At 69.1% G+C, this 21,831-nt stretch carries 22 protein-coding genes; 20 read left to right on the plus strand and 2 right to left on the minus strand.

What is annotated here, in order from left to right; genetic code table 11:
• Nucleotides 1-9: 9 nt before the first annotated feature.
• The 6 genes from OEY_RS0121695 to prfA all read left to right on the plus strand — a co-directional run bounded on the left by OEY_RS0121695 (nt 10) and on the right by prfA (nt 7,692).
• Entirely contained in the window at nt 10-1,320 is a 1,311-nt protein-coding gene (locus OEY_RS0121695; protein WP_026138058.1) for a homoserine dehydrogenase, read from the plus strand.
• A complete protein-coding gene (gene thrC / locus OEY_RS0121700; protein ID WP_010595872.1) occupies nt 1,317-2,411 on the plus strand; it encodes a threonine synthase in 1,095 nt (364 codons plus the stop codon). The genes OEY_RS0121695 and thrC overlap by 4 nt, the downstream gene beginning before the upstream one ends.
• Before the next feature lie 35 nt (nt 2,412-2,446).
• Complete coding sequence (thrB, locus tag OEY_RS0121705; protein ID WP_010595873.1) at nt 2,447-3,376, plus strand: homoserine kinase; 930 nt, start codon at nt 2,447-2,449, stop codon at nt 3,374-3,376.
• A gap of 481 nt (nt 3,377-3,857) precedes the next feature.
• Entirely contained in the window at nt 3,858-6,128 is a 2,271-nt protein-coding gene (rho, locus tag OEY_RS0121710) for a transcription termination factor Rho (protein ID WP_010595874.1), read from the plus strand.
• 140 nt (nt 6,129-6,268) lie between these two features.
• Nucleotides 6,269-6,502 carry a 50S ribosomal protein L31 gene (gene rpmE, locus OEY_RS0121715; protein WP_010595875.1) on the plus strand — a complete coding sequence of 78 codons (234 nt, stop codon included), beginning with the start codon at nt 6,269-6,271 and terminating at the stop codon, nt 6,500-6,502.
• A 110-nt stretch (nt 6,503-6,612) separates the two neighbouring features.
• Nucleotides 6,613-7,692: a peptide chain release factor 1 gene (gene prfA, locus OEY_RS0121720; protein WP_010595876.1), complete on the plus strand. Its 1,080-nt coding sequence runs from the start codon at nt 6,613-6,615 to the stop codon at nt 7,690-7,692.
• A 23-nt stretch (nt 7,693-7,715) separates the two neighbouring features.
• Here prfA and OEY_RS0121725 read toward each other — a convergent pair whose 3' ends face one another.
• Nucleotides 7,716-8,186, minus strand: coding sequence for a hypothetical protein (locus OEY_RS0121725; RefSeq protein WP_010595877.1), 471 nt, complete (start codon nt 8,184-8,186; stop codon nt 7,716-7,718).
• A gap of 125 nt (nt 8,187-8,311) precedes the next feature.
• Here OEY_RS0121725 and prmC point away from each other — a divergent pair, with 125 nt between their 5' ends.
• The 13 genes from prmC (at nt 8,312) to OEY_RS0121790 (ending at nt 19,536) form a co-directional block, all read left to right on the plus strand.
• Nucleotides 8,312-9,232 (plus strand): peptide chain release factor N(5)-glutamine methyltransferase, encoded by a 921-nt coding sequence (gene prmC, locus OEY_RS0121730; protein ID WP_026138059.1) that lies wholly within the window; start codon nt 8,312-8,314, stop codon nt 9,230-9,232.
• Between the two features lie 36 nt (nt 9,233-9,268).
• The gene (locus OEY_RS0121735) at nt 9,269-9,931 is read left to right on the plus strand and encodes an L-threonylcarbamoyladenylate synthase (RefSeq protein WP_010595879.1); all 663 of its coding nucleotides are present in this window, start codon (nt 9,269-9,271) and stop codon (nt 9,929-9,931) included.
• An 18-nt stretch (nt 9,932-9,949) separates the two neighbouring features.
• Entirely contained in the window at nt 9,950-11,155 is a 1,206-nt protein-coding gene (locus OEY_RS0121740) for an MraY family glycosyltransferase (RefSeq protein WP_010595880.1), read from the plus strand.
• A gap of 62 nt (nt 11,156-11,217) precedes the next feature.
• Nucleotides 11,218-11,634: a hypothetical protein gene (locus OEY_RS0121745; protein ID WP_010595881.1), complete on the plus strand. Its 417-nt coding sequence runs from the start codon at nt 11,218-11,220 to the stop codon at nt 11,632-11,634.
• A gap of 259 nt (nt 11,635-11,893) precedes the next feature.
• The gene (atpB, locus tag OEY_RS0121750) at nt 11,894-12,742 is read left to right on the plus strand and encodes a F0F1 ATP synthase subunit A (protein ID WP_172603547.1); all 849 of its coding nucleotides are present in this window, start codon (nt 11,894-11,896) and stop codon (nt 12,740-12,742) included.
• An 89-nt stretch (nt 12,743-12,831) separates the two neighbouring features.
• Nucleotides 12,832-13,083 (plus strand): ATP synthase F0 subunit C, encoded by a 252-nt coding sequence (locus OEY_RS0121755; protein WP_003935756.1) that lies wholly within the window; start codon nt 12,832-12,834, stop codon nt 13,081-13,083.
• A gap of 10 nt (nt 13,084-13,093) precedes the next feature.
• Nucleotides 13,094-13,654: a F0F1 ATP synthase subunit B gene (locus OEY_RS0121760; protein WP_006944352.1), complete on the plus strand. Its 561-nt coding sequence runs from the start codon at nt 13,094-13,096 to the stop codon at nt 13,652-13,654.
• Nucleotides 13,655-13,659: 5 nt separating this feature from the next.
• Complete coding sequence (locus tag OEY_RS0121765) at nt 13,660-14,499, plus strand: F0F1 ATP synthase subunit delta (RefSeq protein WP_010595882.1); 840 nt, start codon at nt 13,660-13,662, stop codon at nt 14,497-14,499.
• 64 nt (nt 14,500-14,563) lie between these two features.
• Nucleotides 14,564-16,207, plus strand: a complete 1,644-nt coding sequence (atpA, locus tag OEY_RS0121770) for a F0F1 ATP synthase subunit alpha (protein WP_010595883.1) — start codon at nt 14,564-14,566, stop codon at nt 16,205-16,207.
• Nucleotides 16,208-16,255: 48 nt separating this feature from the next.
• Nucleotides 16,256-17,239, plus strand: a complete 984-nt coding sequence (locus tag OEY_RS0121775; protein ID WP_010595884.1) for a F0F1 ATP synthase subunit gamma — start codon at nt 16,256-16,258, stop codon at nt 17,237-17,239.
• 4 nt (nt 17,240-17,243) lie between these two features.
• Nucleotides 17,244-18,695 (plus strand): F0F1 ATP synthase subunit beta, encoded by a 1,452-nt coding sequence (atpD, locus tag OEY_RS0121780; RefSeq protein ID WP_010595885.1) that lies wholly within the window; start codon nt 17,244-17,246, stop codon nt 18,693-18,695.
• 6 nt (nt 18,696-18,701) lie between these two features.
• The gene (locus OEY_RS0121785; RefSeq protein ID WP_026138061.1) at nt 18,702-19,067 is read left to right on the plus strand and encodes a F0F1 ATP synthase subunit epsilon; all 366 of its coding nucleotides are present in this window, start codon (nt 18,702-18,704) and stop codon (nt 19,065-19,067) included.
• A 46-nt stretch (nt 19,068-19,113) separates the two neighbouring features.
• Entirely contained in the window at nt 19,114-19,536 is a 423-nt protein-coding gene (locus OEY_RS0121790) for a DUF2550 domain-containing protein (RefSeq protein WP_010595887.1), read from the plus strand.
• 18 nt (nt 19,537-19,554) lie between these two features.
• Here the strand turns inward: OEY_RS0121790 and OEY_RS0121795 are convergent, their stop codons facing one another.
• On the minus strand, nt 19,555-20,127 hold the full coding sequence (locus OEY_RS0121795; RefSeq protein WP_010595888.1) for a cob(I)yrinic acid a,c-diamide adenosyltransferase: 573 nt from the start codon (nt 20,125-20,127) through the stop codon (nt 19,555-19,557).
• Between the two features lie 56 nt (nt 20,128-20,183).
• Between OEY_RS0121795 and murA the strand changes: the two genes are divergently transcribed.
• Entirely contained in the window at nt 20,184-21,446 is a 1,263-nt protein-coding gene (murA, locus tag OEY_RS0121800; RefSeq protein ID WP_010595889.1) for a UDP-N-acetylglucosamine 1-carboxyvinyltransferase, read from the plus strand.
• Nucleotides 21,447-21,831: the final 385 nt, after the last annotated feature.

Here is a 21,831-nt window from a genome sequence, read left to right on the forward strand (position 1 = left end):
ACCGAAGCGGTGACCAGCGAACCGGGGCAGCGCCCGATCGGTGTGGCTGTGCTCGGGCACGGCACCGTCGGAGCCGAGGTCGTGCGCATCATCCGCGACGATGCCACCGATCTCGAGGCGCGCATCGGTGCGCCGCTCGAGCTGCGGGGGGTGGCCGTGCGCACCGTCCGCGACGACCGCGGCATCCCGCAGGACCTGCTCACCACGGACGCCGAGGGTCTGATCACCCGCGACGACGTGGACATCGTGGTGGAGGTCATCGGCGGCATCGAGCTGCCGCGCAAGCTCGTGCGCGCGGCTCTCGACTCGGGCAAGTCCGTGGTCACCGCCAACAAGGCGCTGCTCGCGGAGTACACCGGCGAACTCGCCGAGGCCGCCGAGGCCAAGCGCGTGGACCTGTACTTCGAGGCGGCCGTCGCCGGCGCCATCCCGGTCATCCGGCCCCTGACCCAGTCCCTCGCCGGTGACAGGGTGAACCGGGTGCTCGGCATCGTCAACGGCACCACCAACTACATCCTCTCGGCCATGGACGAGACCGGCGCCGACTACGCCGAGACGCTCGCCGAGGCGGTCCGGCTCGGGTACGCCGAGGCCGACCCGACCGCGGACGTGGAGGGCTTCGACGCCGCGTCCAAGGCCGCGATCCTGGCCTCGATCGCGTTCCACACCCGCGTCACCGCCGGCGACGTCTACCGCGAGGGCATCTCGAAGATCACCGCCGCCGACCTGACCACCGCTCGGGCACTGAACTGCACCGTCAAGCTGCTGGCCATCTGTGAGCGGATCACCACCGACGGCCGGGACCGGGTCTCGGCGCGCGTCTACCCGGCGCTGGTGCCGCGTGAGCATCCCCTCGCCGCCGTCAACGGCGCCTTCAACGCGGTCGTCGTCGAGGCCGAGGCGTCGGGCCGCCTGATGTTCTACGGCCAGGGCGCCGGCGGCTCGCCCACCGCGTCCGCCGTGATGGGCGACCTGGTGATGGCTGCCCGCAACCGGGTGCACGGGGGCCGGGGACCGCGGGAATCACGGTACGCGGACCTCGAGATCGCCCCGATGAGCGACATCGTCACCCGCTACTACGTCAACCTGCAGGTCGCGGACCGGGCGGGTGTGCTCTCGGCGGTGGCCGCCGAGTTCGCCAAGCGGGACGTGAGTATCGCCGCCGTGCGCCAGGAGGGCGCCGGCGAGGGGGCCCGCCTCGTGGTGCTGACGCACTGCGCCACCGACAAGGCGCTGTCGGACACCGTCGCAGCGCTCGACCAACTCGAATCCGTGATCGCTGTGACCAGCGTCCTGAGACTGGAGGGATCCGCCGAATGAGCGCGCCCGAGAAGAACACCGCCACCCCCGTGCACACCCCGTGGCCGGGTCTGATCGAGGCGTACCGCGACCGGCTCCCGATCGGTGACAACTGGAAGACCGTCACCCTCCGCGAGGGCGGCACCCCGCTGCTGCCGGCCGCTCACCTCTCGGAACTGACCGGGTGCGAGGTCCATCTGAAGGTCGAGGGCCTGAACCCGACCGGTTCGTTCAAGGACCGCGGCATGACGATGGCCGTCACCGACGCCCTCGCCCGCGGCCAGCAGGCCGTGCTGTGTGCCTCCACCGGCAACACCTCCGCGTCCGCGGCCGCGTACGCCGTCAAGGCCGGCATGGGCTGCGCGGTGCTGGTCCCGGACGGCAAGATCGCGATGGGCAAGCTGGCCCAGGCGGTCATGTACGGCGCAAAGATCATCCAGGTCCAGGGCAACTTCGACGACTGCCTCGAGCTCGCCCGCAAGACCACCGCCGAGTTCCCCACGATCGGCCTGGTGAACTCCGTCAACCCCGTGCGCATCGAGGGGCAGAAGACCGCGGCGTTCGAGATCGCCGACGCGCTCGGCGACGCACCCGACGTGCACGTGCTGCCGGTCGGCAACGCCGGCAACATCACCGCCTACTGGCGTGGCTACACCGAGTACTTCGCGGACGGTCTCACGACCCGCAAGCCCCGCATGCTCGGTGTCCAGGCCGCGGGCGCGGCGCCGCTGGTGCACGGTGCCCCCGTCAAGGACCCGGAGACGATCGCCACCGCCATCCGGATCGGCGCCCCGGCGTCGTGGAACGGCGCCGTGACCGCCAAGGAGGAGTCGGGGGGTGCGTTCCGGGCGGCCACCGACGAGGAGATCCTCGAGGCGTACCGGCTCGTCGCCGCCACCGAGGGCGTGTTCGTCGAACCGGCGTCCGCCGCCTCGATCGCCGGACTGCTCGCCGCCCGCAAGGAGGGCTGGCTCGATTCCGGGCTGAAGGTGGTGTGCACCGTCACCGGCAACGGTCTGAAGGACCCCGACACGGCACTGCTCGGGATGCCGCAGGTGGAGCCGATCCCGGTCGATCCGGTCGCGGTGGCCGCAGCGCTCGAGCTGGCCTAGTGACCGCCTCGCCCTCCTCCGTTGGGAAAGACGACATGACGCAGACGTTGCCCGTCGGGATCTCCGTGACCGCCCGGGTCCCGGCCTCGAGTGCGAATCTGGGACCGGGTTTCGATTCGCTCGGGCTGGCCGTCGGGTTGTACGACGAGATCACCGTCACCACAACCGCATCGGGCCTCGAGGTGCGCGTCGAGGGCGAGGGCGCCGAAGAGGTGCCGTGGGGGCCGTCGCACCTGGTGGTGCGGGCGGTCGAACGTGGCCTCGAAGCCGCCGGCGTGTGGGCGGACGGCCTGGATGTGTTGTGCCGCAACGTAATTCCGCATTCGCGGGGGCTGGGCTCGTCGGCGTCGGCCGCCGTCGGGGGTCTGGCGGCCGCCAACGGGCTCGTGCGCAAGGTGGCGCCCGAGCGCGTGCTCGACGAGTCGCAGCTCGTCCAGCTCGCCTCCGAATTCGAGGGCCACCCGGACAATGCCTCCGCCAGCATTCTCGGGGGCGCGGTCGTGTCGTGGAGCGAGTCGGTCGTCGGCGACGAACAACGCACCTACCGCGCGGTGCCGCTCGCGGTCCACCCGGCGATACGGGTCGTCGTGCTGGTGCCGTCCTCGCGCTCGTCCACCGCCCACACCCGCGGCCTGCTCCCGGATCTCGTGCCGCACCGCGACGCGGCGTTCAACGTCAGTCGCGCGGCACTCGCCGTCGTCGCCCTCACCGAGCGGCCGGACCTGCTGATGCCGGCGACCGAGGACCTGCTGCACCAGGCGCAGCGCGCGCCGGCGCTGCCGCTGACCACCAAGTGGATCGCCACCCTGCGTGCCGCGGGCATTCCCGCCGCGGTCTCCGGTGCCGGTCCCACGGTGCTCGCCCTGACGACCGAGCCGCTCCCCGCGGACCTGCGGGCGGCCGCGGAGGCGGACGACATGACCGTGCTCGAACTCGACGTCGCGGACGGCGTGCAGGTCGTATGACCGAGCCCCAGGGCCTGTCGAGTCGGGAGCCGACCCCCGGCGACACGGCCGGGGGTTCTCCTTGCTCAACGTACAGTTCGTCGCTATTCTGTGCTTAGTCCGCACGTCGTGCGTTTCCGTCGCTGGCTTTCCAGGGCATTCACTCCAGATTCATCGGGGCGATCGATCCTGGATCGATCCTCTCCTGACATCGTTTCGGGGAGACGGACCGACCGCATCTGCCGGAGGATGGCGTGATGGCGGACGTGCCGACCGTTCGATCCGTGAACACGTACGGCAATCCCAGATCGATGCCAGATCTGCGGAACGAACCCTCGACTCTGCGTGGCGCGAGTGAGGGAAGGAAAGGATCTCCGTGACAGATACGGACCTGATCGCTACGCCTGTTCTCGATACCACGGATTCGTCCGCGGGAGCGCAGGCCACCGATCCTGCACAGACTGCACCGCGTGCCGGCCGGCGTGGTGCCGGTCTCTCCGGCATGGTGCTGGCCGAGCTGCGGACCCTCGCGGCCGAACTCGGCATCAAGGGAACCTCCGGGATGCGTAAGGGCGATCTCATCGCCGCGATCAAGGAGCGGCAGAGCGGCGGAGCCGCCGAGCCGGCTCCTGCGCCGGAACAGCCCGCCCGGACCGCCCGGACTCGTCGCGCCCGTGGTGCCGCCCAGGACGCGGCCGGCGCCGACACCGCCGCCTCTGCGGACACTGCCGCCCCCGCCGCCGAGTCGGCGCAGGCGCAGCCCGCTGCGACGACGTCGCCCGAACGGCCTGCCGCGGCGGAACAGCCCGCCGAGGGCGAGGCCGAGGGTGGCCGCCGGGGTCGTCAGCGTCGCGGTCGCCGAGGTGGCGACCAGGCCGCCGAGACGGCCACCACCGAGGCACCCAAGGACGCCGCCGAGGCACGAGCCGACGAGAAGCCGCGCGCCGAGGAGAAGACCGAGGAGAAGGCCGAACCGTCCGACGGCGGTCGCCGCGAGCGCGGTCAGCGCGACGGCCAGCGTGACCAGCGCGACGGCCAGCGTGACCAGCGCGACGGCCAGCGTGACCAGCGCGACGGCCAGCGTGACCAGCGCGACGGCCAGCGTGACCAGCGCGACGGCCAGCGTGACCAGCGCGACGGCCAGCGTGACCAGCGCGACGGCCAGCGTGACCAGCGCGACGGCCAGCGTGACCAGCGCGACGGCCAGCGTGACCAGCGCGACGGCCAGCGTGACCAGCGCGACGGCCAGCGTGACCAGCGCGACGGCCAGCGTGACCAGCGCGACGGCCAGCGTGACCAGCGCGACGGCCAGCGTGACCAGCGCGACGGCCAGCGTGACCAGCGCGACGGCCAGCGTGACCAGCGCGACGGCCAGCGTGACCAGCGCGACGGCCAGCGTGACCAGCGCGACGGCCAGCGTGACCAGCGCGACGGCCAGCGTGACCAGGGCGAACGCCGCCGCGAGGACCGTGGTCAGGGTCCCCGTCAGGACGGCCGCGACGGCCGGGGTGGCGACGACGACGAGGACGGCCGCGGACGCCGCGGCCGGCGCTTCCGGGAGCGTCGTCGCGGACGCGACCGCGGCGAGGCCGGCGGGGACACCCGCGAGCCCGAGATCCGCGAGGACGACGTCCTGCAGCCGGTCGCCGGAATCCTCGACGTCCTGGACAACTACGCGTTCGTCCGGACCTCCGGGTACCTGGCCGGTCCCAACGACGTGTACGTCTCGATGAACATGGTGCGCAAGAACGGCCTGCGCCGCGGCGACGCCATCACCGGCGCGGTCCGCGTGCCGCGTGAGGGGGAGCAGGGCAACCAGCGGCAGAAGTTCAACCCGCTGGTCCGGCTCGACACGGTCAACGGCGGCGACGTCGAGGCCGCCAAGCGCCGCCCGGAGTTCAACAAGCTCACCCCGCTGTACCCGAACCAGCGGCTGCGGCTCGAGACCACCCCGAACATCCTCACCACCCGCGTGATCGACCTGATCATGCCGATCGGCAAGGGCCAGCGTGCCCTGATCGTCTCGCCGCCGAAGGCCGGCAAGACGACGGTGATGCAGGACATCGCGAACGCGATCACGACCAACAATCCCGAGTGCTACCTGATGGTCGTGCTGGTGGACGAGCGGCCCGAAGAGGTCACCGACATGCAGCGTTCGGTCAAGGGCGAGGTCATCGCCTCGACCTTCGACCGGCCGCCGTCGGACCACACGTCCGTCGCCGAGCTGGCCATCGAGCGTGCCAAGCGGCTCGTCGAGCAGGGCCGCGACGTCGTCGTCCTGCTCGACTCGATCACCCGCCTCGGCCGCGCGTACAACAACTCGTCGCCGGCGTCGGGCCGCATCCTCTCCGGTGGTGTCGACTCGACCGCCCTGTACCCGCCGAAGCGGTTCCTGGGCGCGGCTCGCAACATCGAGAACGGCGGCTCGCTCACCATCATCGCCACGGCCATGGTGGAGACGGGTTCGACGGGCGACACGGTGATCTTCGAGGAGTTCAAGGGCACCGGCAACGCCGAGCTCAAGCTCGATCGCAAGATCGCCGAGCGACGCGTGTTCCCGGCGGTGGACGTCAACCCCTCCGGCACGCGCAAGGACGAGCTGCTGATGAGCCCCGACGAGTTCGCGGTGGTGCACAAGCTGCGCCGCGTGCTCTCCGGCCTGGACTCGCACCAGGCCATCGATCTGCTCATCGACCGGCTCAAGAAGAGCAAGAGCAACATCGAGTTCCTCCTGCAGGTGTCGAAGACGGCGCCGGGAGCACTCGACGACTGATCGCCGCGGCCGCGGCGGCGCATGCCCGGGACGGAATTTCTCGTCCCGGGCCTGCGTTTGGCATAATCGAACAGCTCAGTCCGGTCCCGGTTCACGTCTTCGATCCGCGGAGGCGACCCGGCGGCCACGAAAGGGACACCATGAAGGCAGGAATCCACCCCAACTACGGGACGACCACCGTCGTCTGCGGTTGCGGGAACACGTTCGAGACGCGCAGCACCGCGGAGTCGGGACGGATCACCGTCGAGGTCTGCTCGCAGTGCCACCCGTTCTACACGGGCAAGCAGAAGATCCTCGACACCGGCGGACGCGTCGCCCGCTTCGAGGCTCGCTACGGCAAGCGCGCCTCCAAGAAGGCCGCTGCCGACCAGTAGCTGTCTCGCCGACGCCCGGTTCTGTCTCAGTCACAGGCCGGGCGTCGGCTTTTTTTCTCCGGATCCGTGCGCGGCACGGGCCGCCACGACGGACGAGTGGAGCGAATCACATGGCGGGGCAGACCAAGCCGTCGGCCATCGACGACATCCTGGCCGAACACGCCGGACTCGAGCAGCAGCTGTCCGACCCGGCGCTGCACAACGACCCGGCGGCGGCGCGCAGGGTCGGCAAGCGGTTCGCCGAGCTCGCTCCCGTCATGGCCACCTACACCAAGCTGCGGGCCGCGCGCGACGATCTCGAGGCCGCGCGGGAACTGGCCGCGGACGACGCCGCGTTCGCCGCCGAGGTGCCGGCTCTCGAAGAACGCGTCGGCGAGCTCGACAAGGCCCTCACCGACCTGCTCGCCCCCCGCGACCCGCACGACGGGGACGACGTCGTGCTCGAGGTCAAGTCGGGGGAGGGCGGGGAGGAATCCGCGCTGTTCGCCGCCGACCTCGCCCGCATGTACATCCGGTACGCGGAACGCGCCGGCTGGCGCGTGGAGGTCCTCGGCGCGACCATCTCCGATCTCGGCGGCTACAAGGACGCGACGCTGTCGATCAAGTCGAAGAGCGATGTGCGTGACGGTGTCTGGTCCCGCCTGAAGTTCGAGGGCGGGGTGCATCGTGTCCAGCGCGTCCCCGTCACCGAGTCCCAGGGCCGCGTGCACACCTCCGCGGCCGGCGTGTTCATCTATCCCGAGCCGGACGAGGTGGAGCAAGTCCAGATCGACGAGTCGGATCTGCGCATCGACGTGTACCGCTCCTCCGGCAAGGGCGGTCAGGGCGTCAACACCACCGACTCGGCGGTGCGCATCACGCACCTGCCCACGGGCATCGTCGTCACCTGCCAGAACGAGCGGTCCCAGCTGCAGAACAAGGCGCGGGCGATGCAGGTCCTCGCCGCGCGGCTGCAGGCGGCGGCGGAGGAGGCCGCCGAGGCGGAGGCGTCTGCGGGACGGGCCAGCCAGGTGCGCACGGTGGACCGCTCCGAACGCATCCGCACCTACAACTTCCCCGAGAACCGGATCACCGATCACCGCATCGGCTTCAAGGCCCACAACCTCGACGCGGTGCTCGACGGCGACATGGACGCCCTGCTCGATGCACTGGGCACGGCCGACCGGGAGGCCCGGCTCACGGCGGAATGACGCGTGAGCCGGGTACCGGTCCGTTACGGAGCGGGCTCGCCGGGCTCGTCACCCGGGTCGTCGTCCCCGGGCACCTGCGAGATGTCGATGCCGGGAAGCAGGAAGCAGTTCTCACCCTTCGCGTTCCGGTGCGGTCCCCACACGGCGGACACGACCGTGCCGGGCCCCGTGTTCAGGAGCGCGACCGGAACCTCGCTGCTCTGCGGCGACGCGGTCAACGAGGCGCCCCCGGTCTGCCAGGTGGCCGTGTTGACCCAGTTGAGCTGCCCGTTCTGCGCCTTCTGCTCGCCGACCGCGAAGAACAGCTGACCCTCCTCGAGGGCCTCGCTGTCCGTCTCGGTCACGCTGTGGACCGGCGCGACGTAGCTGCAGAGCAGCGGGGTGGGTTGGACGTCGATCGGCGACGCGGACGCGAGTCCGGGCGCCGCGAGGGCGCCGGCGGCACCGAATGCGACGACGGACGCTGCCCGAACCGTGAATTTCGACTTCGTCACAGGAAGATCCTCTCCGTAGTTCCGTAGTCCTGGTCCGAATCGGACGATTCCGATCATGCCGTACACCGACCCGATGAGTGACCTGTCCGTTTCCGTCGCGTGACCGGCATGGCAGTCTGTACGCCGTGACTCGTCAACCCCTGCGCCTGGCGATCCTCGAAGCGGTGTCGGTGCTCGAGGAAGCCGGTGTCCCCAGTCCGCGTGTGGACGCCGAACTGCTCGCCGCGCACCTGCTCGGCATCGAGCGCACCCGTCTCGGGCTCGTGCCGCTCGTCGACCCGGCCATGGTCGACGCGTACCGGGCGATGATCGCGCAGCGCGCCAAGCGGATCCCGTTGCAGTACATCACCGGCAGCACGGGAATGGGGGAGATCGACATCGAGGTGGGTCCCGGCGTCTTCGTCCCGCGACCCGAAACCGAACTACTGCTGGCCTGGGCCCTGGCGCACCTCGAGGGCCTGCAGGAGAATCCGCCGGTCGTGCTCGACCTGTGCACCGGCTCGGGCGCCCTCGCGCTGGCGATCGCGCACGCCCGGCCCGACGCGATCGTGCACGCGGTCGAACTCGAGCCCCATGCCCTCGCATGGGCGCGGCGGAACGCGGAACGCTGCGCGGCGGCAGGAGACACGCCGATCCTCCTGCATCAGGGAGACGTGACGGACCGCAACCTGCTCACCGCCCTCGAGGGCCGGGTCGACGTCGTGGTGTCGAACCCGCCCTACATCCCCGAGGGCACCGACCTCCCGCCCGAGGTGATCGAGCACGATCCGCACTCGGCGCTGTTCGGCGGCCCGGACGGGCTGTCGGTGATCAAACCGATGGTCGCGAACATCGCCCGGTGGCTGCGCATCGGCGGTGCGGTCGGCATCGAGCACGACGACACCAACGGGCCCCTGGTCGCGGAGCTGTTCGCGCAGCGCCGCGTGTTCGGTGAGGTGACCGAGCACCCGGATCTGGCGGGGCGGCCGCGGTTCGTCGTCGCCCGCCGGGTCCCGACCGACGTGGAGGCGCGACGTGCCCGAGCGCAGGGGGAGTCCGGTGTGTGATGCCGGACTCGTTCGCCGCAGTGGAAGGATGAACCCGTGAGCACCGTCTACGACTGCAACAGCCCCGATTCCCGGGCCGCCGGCCTGACGGCCGCCAAGGGCGCGCTGAAGGCCGGCAGGCTCGTCGTCGTCCCCACCGACACGGTGTACGGGCTCGCGGCGGATGCCTTCGACAGCGATGCGGTGACCGGCCTGCTGCGTGCCAAGGGCCGGGGCCGGGACATGCCGGTGCCGGTGCTCGTCGGGTCGTGGAACACGATCGACGGCCTGGTGAACACCGTCCGCCCGCAGGCGCGGGAACTGATCCGCGCGTTCTGGCCCGGCGGTCTGAGTCTTGTTGTGCACCAAGCTCCCTCGCTCGCGTGGGACCTGGGGGATACGCGCGGCACCGTGATGCTGCGCATGCCATTGCACCCCGTGGTGCTCGAGCTGCTGCGCGAGGTGGGCCCCCTGGCGGTGTCGAGCGCGAACGTCTCCGGCCGGCCGCCGGCCACCACGGTGGACGAGGCGCGCGCCCAGCTCGGCGGATCGGCCAGCGTGTACCTCGACGGCGGCCCGGCCGAACACGCCGTCGCCTCCACCATCGTCGACCTGACCGCCGATCGTCCGCGCGTGCTGCGCGAGGGGGCCGTGGCGGTCGAGGACATCGCGGAGGTGCTGGGCGAGGATCCGGCGCAGCTGCGTACCGGCGGGGAGTGACGGCGGGGACCGGACGAAGTGACTGTCGCCGACACGGCATCCCTGGTGCTGGCCCAATCGGGCCGCGGCGCCGGCGTGCCCATCCGCGAGCTGCTGCTCGTGCTCCTCACCGCCGCGGTCGTCACCTTCCTCTCGACGGGGGCCGTGCGGATCGCCGCGATCCGGTTCGGCGCCGTCGCGGTGCCCCGGGACCGGGACGTGCATGTGCAGCCGACACCGCGGCTGGGCGGCGTCGGAATGTACTTCGGCTTGGTGGCGGGCCTGCTGTTCGCCCAGCAACTGCCCGCCCTGACCCGAGGTTTCGAGTACACCCCCGACATGGGAGCGGCGCTGGTCTCGGGCACCATCATCGTGATCGTCGGGATCATCGACGACCGTTGGGGACTCGACGCGCTGACCAAGTTCGTCGGGCAGGTCACGGCGGCGGGCGTGCTCGTCGTCATGGGCGTGAGCTGGATCGTCATCTACGAGCCCTTCGGTGGCAGCACCCTCATCCTCGACCAGCTGCAGGCGGGACTGTTCACCGTCCTGGTTGCGGTGGTGATGATCAACGCGATGAACTTCGTCGACGGTCTCGACGGTCTCGCGGCCGGTCTCGGGCTGATCGCGGCCGTCGCGATCTGTGTGTTCTCCGTCGGGCTGCTGCACGATCAGGGCGGGGATGTGGGGGCGTATCCGCCCGCCCTGATCGCCGCGGCCCTCGCGGGAGCCTGCCTCGGCTTCCTGCCGCACAACTTCCAGCCGGCCCGGATCTTCATGGGCGACTCCGGATCGATGCTGATCGGCCTGATGCTGGCGGCGATCTCGACGAGCGCGTCGGGACGCATCCCCTTGGCGGCCTACGGCACCCGCGACCTGCTCGGCCTGCTCTCCCCGCTGATCCTCGTGGGGGCGGTCATGTTCATCCCCATCCTCGACCTGCTGCTGGCGGTCGTCCGGCGCACCCGGGCCGGGGTCAGCCCGTTCAGCCCGGACAAGATGCACCTGCACCATCGACTGCTGCAGATCGGGCACTCGCACCGCCGGGTGGTGCTGTTGATCTACCTGTGGGTCGGGGTGCTTGCGTTCGGGGCCGTCGGTTCCTCGCTGCTCGACCGGCGGGCCGTCGTACTGCTCATGGCGGGTGGACTGGTGTTCGCGCTGGTCGTCACGGCGGTGCCGTCGCTGCGTCACGACGACGCCGGCCGTCCCCGGCGACGCCGGCGCCGGGGACGGGTCCGTTAGGCTTGACTCCCGTGACCTCCCCGGATCAGCCCTTGCCCGCCCTGCCCGATTCCTCCGCGCCGATGCGCGCCGCCGTCCGGTACGGCGTGCTCGGGCTCATCGTGCTGACGGTCGTCGCCACCGTGATCGGTGGCCTCGTCGCCGGTCTGCCGGGCGTGTGGGGTGCGCTGATCGGCGCTGCCGTGGGCGGCGGCTTCATCCTCTTCACCGCGCTCGGCGTGCTGCTCACCGCCCGTCTTCCGGCGACGACGGCGGGTGCGGTGCTGCTGGGCACCTGGCTGCTCAAGCTGATCCTCGCGATCGTGGTGATGATGCTGCTCAGGCCGCTCGACTTCTACGACAAGGGCGTGCTCGTGCTCACGATCGTCTTCGCGCTGCTCGTCGTCCTGGGCGCCGAGACCTACGGCGTGCTGTCGCAGCGCGCGCTCTACGTGGAGCCTGCCGGTAGCGCTGAGCAGGGGAACAACGACGAACGGTAGTACCGTCGTTGTCAATGACCTCGCGGTACGGGCACCCGCCTACACAACGTCGTAGAAGTGTTGATAAGGTCGTCCCAAGCGAGTGCGACTGCCTGCGATTCCCGAGGAGTCGAGTGCGGTTGTGTCCTCGCAGGCGGTCGTGTTCGAATGGCCGCCGAGTCGACGAGAGTCGCCGACACCGACAGACGCTGGCCCCGATCGGGAGCCGACAGCAGCTGGCGAATACGCGAGCCGACCTGGTCGACTTGTTGGATCGTCAATGTCCGATCGAACCGCAGACGGCAATGCCTGCGGCCGACTACGGGAGAGAGCGCTGAGCGTCACCACCTTGGCTGCCGGAGAATTCCACGCGCCGTCACTAGCCGATTTCTTCCCCCCAGCAGTTCTGTTCGAAGGCACCCCCTTCGAAATGGACCGCCTGATGCTCATCCGCGTCGTCGTGGCCGTGCTCGTGGCGCTGTTCTTCGCGCTCGCGATGCGCAGCCCGAAGATCGTGCCCCGCGGTGTGCAGAACGTCGCCGAGATCATGATCGACTTCGTGCGGATCAACATCGCCGAGGACATCCTCGGCAAGCAGCAGGGCCGCCGATTCCTTCCGGTTCTCGTGACCATCTTCTTCCTCGTGGTCGGTCTCAACCTGACGTCGGTCATCCCGTTCCTGAACATCTCGTCGAACGCGCGTATCGGCATGCCGATCGTCCTGGCCGCGCTCGCCTACGTCGTCTTCAACTACGTGGGCATCAAGAAGTACGGGTTCTTCCGCTACGTCAAGAGCAGCATCGTCGTGCCGAACCTGCCGCCCGCGCTGCACGTGCTGGTCATCCCGATCGAGTTCATCTCGACGTTCCTGCTGCGCCCGTTCACGCTCACCATCCGTCTCATGGCGAACATGCTGGCCGGCCACATCATGCTGGTGCTGTTCTTCAGCGCAACCCAGTTCTTCTTCTTCAGCGCCGACGGCGCGATGAAGATCTTCGGTATCGGCTCGCTGATCGGTGGCATCGCGTTCACCTTCTTCGAGCTGCTGGTGATCGTCCTGCAGGCGTACATCTTCGCGCTGTTGACTGCGGTGTACATCGACCTCGCGCTGCACGCCGAAGAGCACTAGCACGCCGACCGGCACTACCCACACAACACACAGACTGACTCGGTTGCCGATCCCCGGGGCCGAGCCACAAGAAAGGGAATGGAACACCAATGAGCGTTGCGCTTCAGGCAGTTGACGTCCTCGCCCAGACGGAGAGCACCATCAGCGGTCTCGGTGCGGTCGGCTACGGCCTCGCGGCCATCGGCCCCGGCATCGGCATCGGCATCGTCGTCGGCAAGGCGATCGAGGGCATGGCCCGCCAGCCCGAGATGGCCGGCCAGCTGCGCACCACCATGTTCCTCGGTATCGCGTTCACCGAGGCCCTGGCGCTGATCGGTATCGTCGCCGGCTTCATCTTCTGATCTGACGACCATGGCTGACAGCATCCTGTTGCTCGCGGCGGAGGCAGAGGACCAGAATCCTCTGCTTCCCGCGACGTACGACATCGTCTGGTCGCTGGTCGCCCTGATCATCGTCGGGCTCGTCTTCTGGAAGTACGTGCTTCCGCTGTTCCAGAAGGTGCTCGACGAGCGTTCGGAGCTGATCGAAGGCGGCATCAAGAAGGCCGAGGAAGCTCAGGCCGAGGCAAAGGCCGCGCTCGAGCAGTACCGCGCGCAGCTCGCCGAGGCCCGCACCGAGGCGGCGCAGATCCGTGAGGAGGCCCGCGCCCAGGGCCAGCAGATCATCGCGGACATGAAGGCTCAGGCCCAGGAGGAGAGCGACCGCATCGTCGCCGCCGGTCACAACCAGCTGCAGGCCCAGCGCCAGCAGATCGTGACCGAGCTGCGCGGTGATCTCGGCCGCACCGCCGTGGATCTGGCCGAGAAGGTCATCGGGGAGTCCCTCTCCGACGACGTCAAGCGTGCCGGCTCGATCGACCGCTTCCTCAGCGAGCTCGACTCCCTCAGCGCTGACTCTGCATCCCGAAAGTGAGCACCATGTACGCAGCAAGCCGTGAGGCACTCGCTCAGACGCGTTCCGCGCTGCAGGGCGCGTTGGCGTCGAGCACCGCATCCGCTGCCGCGGGTGCCGCAACTGCAGCTGCGGCGCAGGCCGGCTCCGAGCTGTTCTCGGTGGTCGAGGTGCTCGACGATCAGCGCACCCTGCGGAGTGCGCTGGCCGACGCCTCGGCCCCGGCAGCCGGCCGGCAGGCGCTGGCCGAGCGGGTCTTCGGGAGCAAGGTCTCGCCCGTCACCCTCGCGACCCTGAAGGCGGCGGCAGGGCAGGACTGGTCGACCCAGTCCGACCTGACCAACTCCCTCGTTCAGCTGGGTCGCGAAGCCCTCCTGACGGCAGCGGCCGACCAGAACCAGCTCGACACCGTCGAGGACGAGCTGTTCCGGCTCGGTCGCATCGTGGCCGGCAACGCCGAGCTCGAGCAGGCCCTCTCCGATCGCACCAAGCCGCTGGCGGCCAAGCGCGAGTTCCTCTCGCGGTTGCTCTACGGCAAGTCCACCGCGATCACCGAGGCCCTGGCCGTGCAGGCCGTCGGACGGCTGAAGAGCAAGGCCCCGGCCGATGCGTTCGACGAACTGTCGAACCTCGCCGCCACCCAGCGGGACCGCGCCGTCGCCCATGTGCGCAGTGCGGCACCCCTCAGCGCGGCGCAGACCGAACGGCTCACCGGTATCCTGACCAGAACGTACGGCAAGCCGGTCACGGTGCACGTCGAGGTGGTTCCCGAGCTTCTCAGTGGATTGGTCGTCCGGGTGGGCGACGAGGTCATCGACGGCACCGCCGCGGGTCGACTCGCCGCAGTGCGCAAGAGCCTCACGTAGTCCACTACCGAACACACACACATTGCGATCTTTTCGAAGACCAGATACCGAGAGCAGGAAGAACATGGCGGAGCTGACGATCTCCTCCGACGAGATCCGTAGCGCGATCGACAACTACACCGCGAGCTACTCCCCGGAGGCCTCCCGCGAGGAGGTCGGCGTGGTCGCCGACACCAGTGACGGCATCGCGCACATCAGCGGTCTGCCGTCGGCGATGGCCAACGAGCTGCTGGAGTTCCCCGGCGGTGTGCTGGGCGTGGCCCTGAACCTCGACGCCACCGAGATCGGTGCTGTCATCCTCGGCGACTACCAGGACCTCGAAGAGGGCCAGGAAGTCAAGCGGACCGGCGACGTTCTGTCGGTGCCGGTCGGCGACGGCTACCTCGGCCGCGTCGTGAACCCCCTGGGTCAGCCGATCGACGGCCTCGGCGACATCGAGGCGACCGAGAACCGGGCCCTGGAGCTGCAGGCCGCGACCGTGCTGCAGCGCCAGCCGGTCGAGGAGCCGCTGCAGACCGGCATCAAGGCCATCGACGCGATGACCCCGATCGGCCGCGGCCAGCGCCAGCTGGTCATCGGTGACCGCAAGACGGGCAAGACCGCCGTCTGCGTCGACGCGATCCTGAACCAGAAGGCCAACTGGGCCACCGGCGACCCGAAGCAGCAGGTCCGCTGCATCTACGTCGCGATCGGCCAGAAGGGCTCCACCATCGCGGGCGTCAAGGCTGCCCTCGAGGAGCACGGCGCGATGGAGTACACCACCATCGTCGCGGCCCCCGCGTCCGACTCCGCCGGCTTCAAGTGGCTCGCCCCCTACACCGGTTCGGCCATCGGCCAGCACTGGATGTACCAGGGCAAGCACGTGCTCATCGTGTTCGACGACCTCACCAAGCAGGCCGAGGCGTACCGCGCCATCTCCCTGCTGCTGCGCCGCCCGCCGGGACGTGAGGCCTACCCGGGCGACGTGTTCTACCTGCACTCGCGTCTGCTGGAGCGCTCGGCCAAGCTGTCCGACGAGCTCGGCGGCGGTTCTCTGACCGCCCTGCCGATCATCGAGACCAAGGCCAACGACGTCTCGGCCTACATTCCGACCAACGTCATCTCCATCACCGACGGCCAGGTCTTCCTCGAGTCCGACCTGTTCAACAAGGGCATCCGTCCCGCCATCAACGTCGGTATCTCGGTTTCCCGAGTCGGTGGCGCCGCGCAGACCAAGGGCATGAAGAAGGTCTCCGGCTCGCTGCGTCTCGAGCTTGCGCAGTTCCGCGAGCTCGAAGCGTTCGCCGCCTTCGCCTCCGACCTCGACGCGGCGTCGAAGGCGCAGCTCGAGCGCGGCCAGCGTCTGGTCGAGCTCCTCAAGCAGGACCAGTACGCCCCGGTCGCCGTCGAGGACCAGATCGTGTCGATCTACCTCGCCGGTCAGGGTGTCTACGACTCGGTGCCCGTCGGTGACGTGCGCCGCTTCGAGACCGAGCTGCTCGAGGACCTGCGCCACAGCGCGTCGGGTGTCTACGAGCAGATCGCCGGCGGCAAGGCGCTGACCGACGAGTCCGCCTCCGCGCTGCTCGCCGCGACCAACAAGTTCAAGGAGGGCTTCATCGCCTCCGACGGAACCCGCGTCGTGAACGAGGCCGAGGCCGAGGCCCTGGGCGCCGACGAGGTCGAGCAGGAGCAGGTTTCCGTCAAGCGCACCACTGTTCGCAAGTGAGCGTGGAGACCATGACCCAGCGTCCTGTGAAGGGAGTGTGATCGACGAATGGCAAGCCTGCGCGAGCTCCGCTCGCGGATCAAGTCGGTCAACTCGACCAAGAAGATCACCAAGGCGCAGGAGCTGATCGCGACGTCGCGGATCACGAAGGCTCAGGCCCGAGTGGCAGCGTCCAAGCCGTACGCCGAGGAGATCACCAAGGTGCTCTCCGAGCTGGCGAGTGCGTCCGCGTCGCTGGATCACCCCCTGCTCAACGAGCGGCCCAACCCGAGGCGTGCTGCGGTCCTGGTCGTCACCAGCGACCGCGGTATGGCCGGTGGCTACAACGCCAACGTCCTCAAGGAGGCCGAGGAGCTGCGTCAGCTGCTGGTCAGCGAGGGCAAGGAGCCGGTGCTCTACGTGCTCGGTGCCAAGGGCCTGAGCTACTACACCTTCCGCGGCCGGCCGGTCGCGGGGGCGTGGACCGGGTTCTCCCAGGAGCCGCGCTACACCGATGCGGCCAAGGCGAGCCGTCACCTGGTGGAGCTGTTCATGGCGGGCTCCGGCAACGAGGTTCCCGCGCCGAACGGTGAGGGCACGATCGAGGGCGTCGACGAACTGCACATCGTCTACACCCGCTTCGTCTCGATGCTGACCCAGAGCCCCGAGGTGCGCCGCATGGCGCCGCTCGAGGTGACCGTCACCGAGGACGAGATCGACCTCGGTGAGGACATGCTCACCGACGGCCGGCACGTCGGCAGCAACGGCGGTCCGCGGCCCGGCTACAACTTCGAGCCGGAGGCCTCGACGCTGCTCGCGGCCCTGCTGCCGAAGTACATCAGCACCCGCATCTTCGCGTCGCTGCTCGATGCCGCGGCGTCGGAGTCGGCCGCACGGCGTACCGCCATGAAGGCGGCCACCGACAACGCCACGGAACTGGTGAACACCCTCAGCCGTCAGGCCAACCAGGCCCGCCAGGCCCAGATCACCCAGGAAATCAGCGAGATCGTCGGCGGTGCCAACGCGCTCGCCTCGAGTGCAGGAAGTGACTAAGCACATGACCGCAGCAGCAACCGATAACTACGGGGCGGGGGCGGCCTCGGCCACTGCCGGCCGCGTCGTTCGGGTCATCGGGCCCGTCGTGGACGTCGAGTTCCCGCGTGGTGCCGTTCCCGATCTGTTCAACGCCCTGCACGCAGAGGTCACTCTGCCGTCCGTGGCGAAGACCCTGACCTTCGAGGTCGCGCAGCACCTGGGTGACAACCTGGTGCGCACGATCTCCATGCAGCCCACCGACGGCCTGGTGCGCGGCACCACGGTCGTCGACACGGGCCGCCCGATCTCGGTGCCGGTCGGCGACGTCGTCAAGGGCCACGTGTTCAACGCCCTCGGTGACTGCCTGGACGCCCCGGGCACCGGACGCGACGGCGAGCAGTGGGGCATCCACCGCAAGCCGCCGGCCTTCGACCAGCTCGAGGGCAAGACCGAGATCCTCGAGACCGGCATCAAGGTCATCGACCTGCTGACCCCGTACGTCAAGGGCGGCAAGATCGGTCTGTTCGGTGGTGCCGGCGTCGGCAAGACCGTTCTGATCCAGGAGATGATCACCCGTATCGCGCGTGAGTTCTCCGGCACGTCGGTGTTCGCCGGCGTCGGCGAGCGCACCCGTGAGGGCACCGACCTCCACCTCGAGATGGAGGAGATGGGCGTCCTCCAGGACACCGCCCTCGTCTTCGGCCAGATGGACGAGCCGCCGGGAACGCGTATGCGCGTCGCCCTGTCCGCGCTGACCATGGCGGAGTACTTCCGCGATGTCCAGGGCCAGGACGTGCTGCTGTTCATCGACAACATCTTCCGCTTCACCCAGGCCGGCTCCGAGGTCTCGACGCTGCTCGGCCGCATGCCGTCGGCCGTGGGTTACCAGCCGACCCTCGCGGACGAGATGGGTGAGCTCCAGGAGCGCATCACCTCGACCCGTGGTCGTTCGATCACCTCGCTGCAGGCGATCTACGTGCCCGCCGACGACTACACCGACCCGGCGCCGGCCACGACGTTCGCGCACCTCGATGCGACCACCGAGCTCTCGCGTCCGATCTCGCAGATGGGTATCTACCCCGCTGTGGACCCGCTGACGTCGACCTCGCGCATCCTCGAGCCCGGCATCGTCGGTGCCGAGCACTTCCGGGTCGCCAACGAGGTCAAGCGGATCCTGCAGAAGTACAAGGAGCTGCAGGACATCATCGCCATCCTCGGCATGGACGAGCTCTCCGAGGAGGACAAGGTCCTCGTCGGCCGCGCCCGTCGTATCCAGAAGTTCCTCGGCCAGAACTTCATCGTCGCCGAGAAGTTCACCGGCGAGCCCGGCTCCGTGGTGCCGCTGCGTGACACCATCGAGGCGTTCGACCGCGTCACCAAGGGTGAGTTCGACCACCTGCCCGAGCAGGCGTTCAACAGCTGCGGTGGACTCGACGACGTCGAGGCCGCTGCCAAGAAGATCGCCGGGAAGTAGTCCGCGATGGCTGAAATGACCGTGGACCTCGTTGCCGTCGAGGAGCGCCTCTGGTCGGGCACCGCTCGGCTGGTCAGCGCCCAGACGACCGAGGGCGAGATCGGTGTCATGCCGGGCCACGAGCCGGTCCTCGGCCAGCTCGTGGAAGGCGGTGTCGTCTCCATCACCACCGCCGACGGCGATCGGGTCGTCGCGGCCGTGCACGGCGGTTTCCTCTCGGTGACCGCCACGACGGTGACGATCCTCGCGGAGGCTGCGGAGCTGACGGAGAACATCGACGTCGAGTCCGCGCGCGCCGTGCTGAGCGACAGCCAGGACGAGGCCGAGATCGCGGCAGCCCGGGGCCGACTCCGGGCCGTCGAGCGGGCCTGACGGATACGACAAGCCGCGACGGAGCCGACGAGCAGTGTCAGTTGGAATGATTGTTCTCATCGTTCTGGTGATACTGCTCGCGGTTGCCGTCGCGGCTTTTCTGTATCGCCTCCTCACCCTGCGGGGCGGGGGTACCGCAGCGATACTGCGCCGGCTGCCCAACGGCGCCGGCGCCGGGTGGCGGCACGGCGTCATCCGTTACGGCGAGCGCACGCTCGTCTTCTACAAGCTCTCGAGCCTGCGTCCGGGTCCGGACTCGCGGCTGGCCCGGCAGGGCGTCGAGGTACGCAATCGTCGAGCGCCCGAGGGCAGCGAGTACGACATCATGACCGAGGACATCGTGATCCTCGAAGTCCAGGATGGCGCAAGCAGTTTCGAGATTGCACTCGACAGCGGCGCGCTGACCGCCTTCCTGTCCTGGATCGAATCCCGTCCGTCGGACCGGTCCGTGCGCGGTCGGCCGAACTGACGCCCGGCCGACCGTTCTTCACGCGCCCGCGCCCGGCTTCCAGAGCACATCCCCGCCCGGGTTCGCGACCCGGCCGAGGATGAAGAGCAGATCCGACAGCCGGTTGAGGTACTTCGCCGGCAGCACATTCGTATCGTCCGGGTGAGCGGCCACCGCCGCCCACGCCGAGCGCTCCGCCCGCCGTGCCACCGTCCGCGCCGTGTGCAGCTGGGCCGCCAGGACGGTACCGCCGGGAAGAATGAAGGAATCGAGCGGCGCCAGACCCTCGTTGAACTCGTCGCACCAGCGTTCAAGCCGATCGATGTACGCCTGGGTGATCCGCAGCGGCGGGTACTTCGGCTCCGGTACCACCGGCGTCGACAGGTCCGCTCCGGCGTCGAACAGGTCGTTCTGGATCTGGCGCAGGACAGGCGCCATCCGCTCCGGTACCTCGGCCGACGCGAGCGCCACCCCGAGTGCCGCGTTCGTCTCGTCGCAGTCCGCGTACGCGACCAGTCTCGGGTCGTTCTTCGACACCCGGGAGAAGTCGCTGAGGCCCGTCGTACCGTCGTCGCCGGTGCGGGTGTAGATCCGTGTGAGATGGACAGCCATGCAGGTCACGGTACCGCTCCCGTATTCCCGCAGTGTGGTCGATAGGCTGTGGCGTTGTGAGTGATCGCTTTCTTGTCTCCGGTGGTAACCGGCTTGTCGGTGAGGTTGTCGTCGGGGGCGCCAAGAACAGCGTGCTCAAGCTGATGGCGGCCGCTCTGTTGGCGGAGGGGACGAGCGTCATCACCAACTGCCCCGACATTCTCGACGTCCCGCTGATGGCCGAGGTCCTGCGCGGGCTCGGATGCGACGTCGAGCTCGAGGGCGACGAGGCGCGCATCACGACTCCCGCGCAGCCGAAGTATCAGGCCGATTTCGCCGCCGTCCGGCAGTTCCGGGCGTCGGTGTGTGTCCTCGGGCCGTTGGTGGCCCGGTGCCGGAAAGCCGTCGTCGCGCTGCCGGGCGGTGACGCCATCGGTTCACGCCCCCTCGACATGCACCAGACGGGGCTCCGACTGCTGGGGGCGCACAGCACCATCGAGCACGGCTGCGTGGTGGCCGAGGCCGACGCCCTGCACGGCAACGCGATCCGGCTGGCCTTTCCGTCGGTCGGGGCCACCGAGAACATCCTGATGGCCGCCGTCCTGGCGAACGGCGAGACCACGATCGACAACGCGGCCCGCGAGCCGGAGATCGTGGACCTGTGCAACATGCTCGTTCAGATGGGGGCCCGCATCTCCGGTGCCGGCACCTCGACACTGACGATCACGGGCGTTCCACGTCTCGAACCCACCACCCACCGTGTCATCGGAGATCGCATCGTCGCGGCGACATGGGGGATCGCGGCGGCGATGACGCGTGGCGACGTGCGCGTGCGGGGCGTCAACCCGAAGCACCTGAGCCTCGTGCTCGACAAGCTCCGTGCCGCCGGTGCGGAGGTGACCCCCGAAGTCGACGGCTTCCGGGTCGTCCAGCACGACCGTCCCCGAGCGATCAACTTCGCGACCCTGCCGTATCCGGGATTCCCCACCGACCTCCAGCCCATGGCGATCGGTCTCGCGGCAGTCGCCGACGGAACGTCGATGATCACGGAGAATGTCTTCGAGGCGCGGTTCCGGTTCGTCGAGGAGATGATCCGCCTCGGGGCCGACGCTCGCACCGACGGACATCACGCCGTGGTCCGCGGAGTCGAGGAGCTGTCGAGCGCGCCCGTGTGGTCGTCGGACATCCGGGCCGGCGCCGGATTGGTCCTGGCCGGGCTGTGCGCCGACGGCGTGACCGAGGTGCACGACGTGTACCACATCGATCGCGGCTACCCGAGGTTCGTGGAGATCATCGAGGAACTCGGGGGCGTCATCGAACGGGTGAACTCCGAATCCTGATCTCGTTGCCTCGAAAGTAGTTGTGCGCCAAGGTGTTTCATACATCACGTTGAGCGAGATCCGCCTCCGGAGTCGAGTGTGCCGCGCATCACTGGGAACGGGCAACGCGGCGAAGGTGCCGGAGACGGTCTGCTACCAGGGGAAACGGCACCGCCTACGAGCTTGACCAGAGGATTTGGCGTCCAGTTATTCGTCCCGTAACTTATTGCAGGTCAGAGCGACACGGACACCGACCCGGCCCGCAGGGGCTCGGGACAACGAGGTTGGACGCAGGCGCCTGATTGTTCGGTTCGGAATCTTCTGGTAGGGTTCTGGGCCGTTGCCGATCCCACCGAGTGCGTCGGGTTTGTTCCCGGCGGGTGGTGTGGGTAGGCTGGAACGGTTG

This window comes from Rhodococcus sp. P14, assembly GCF_000256505.1.
GTDB lineage: Bacteria > Actinomycetota > Actinomycetes > Mycobacteriales > Mycobacteriaceae > Rhodococcus > Rhodococcus ruber.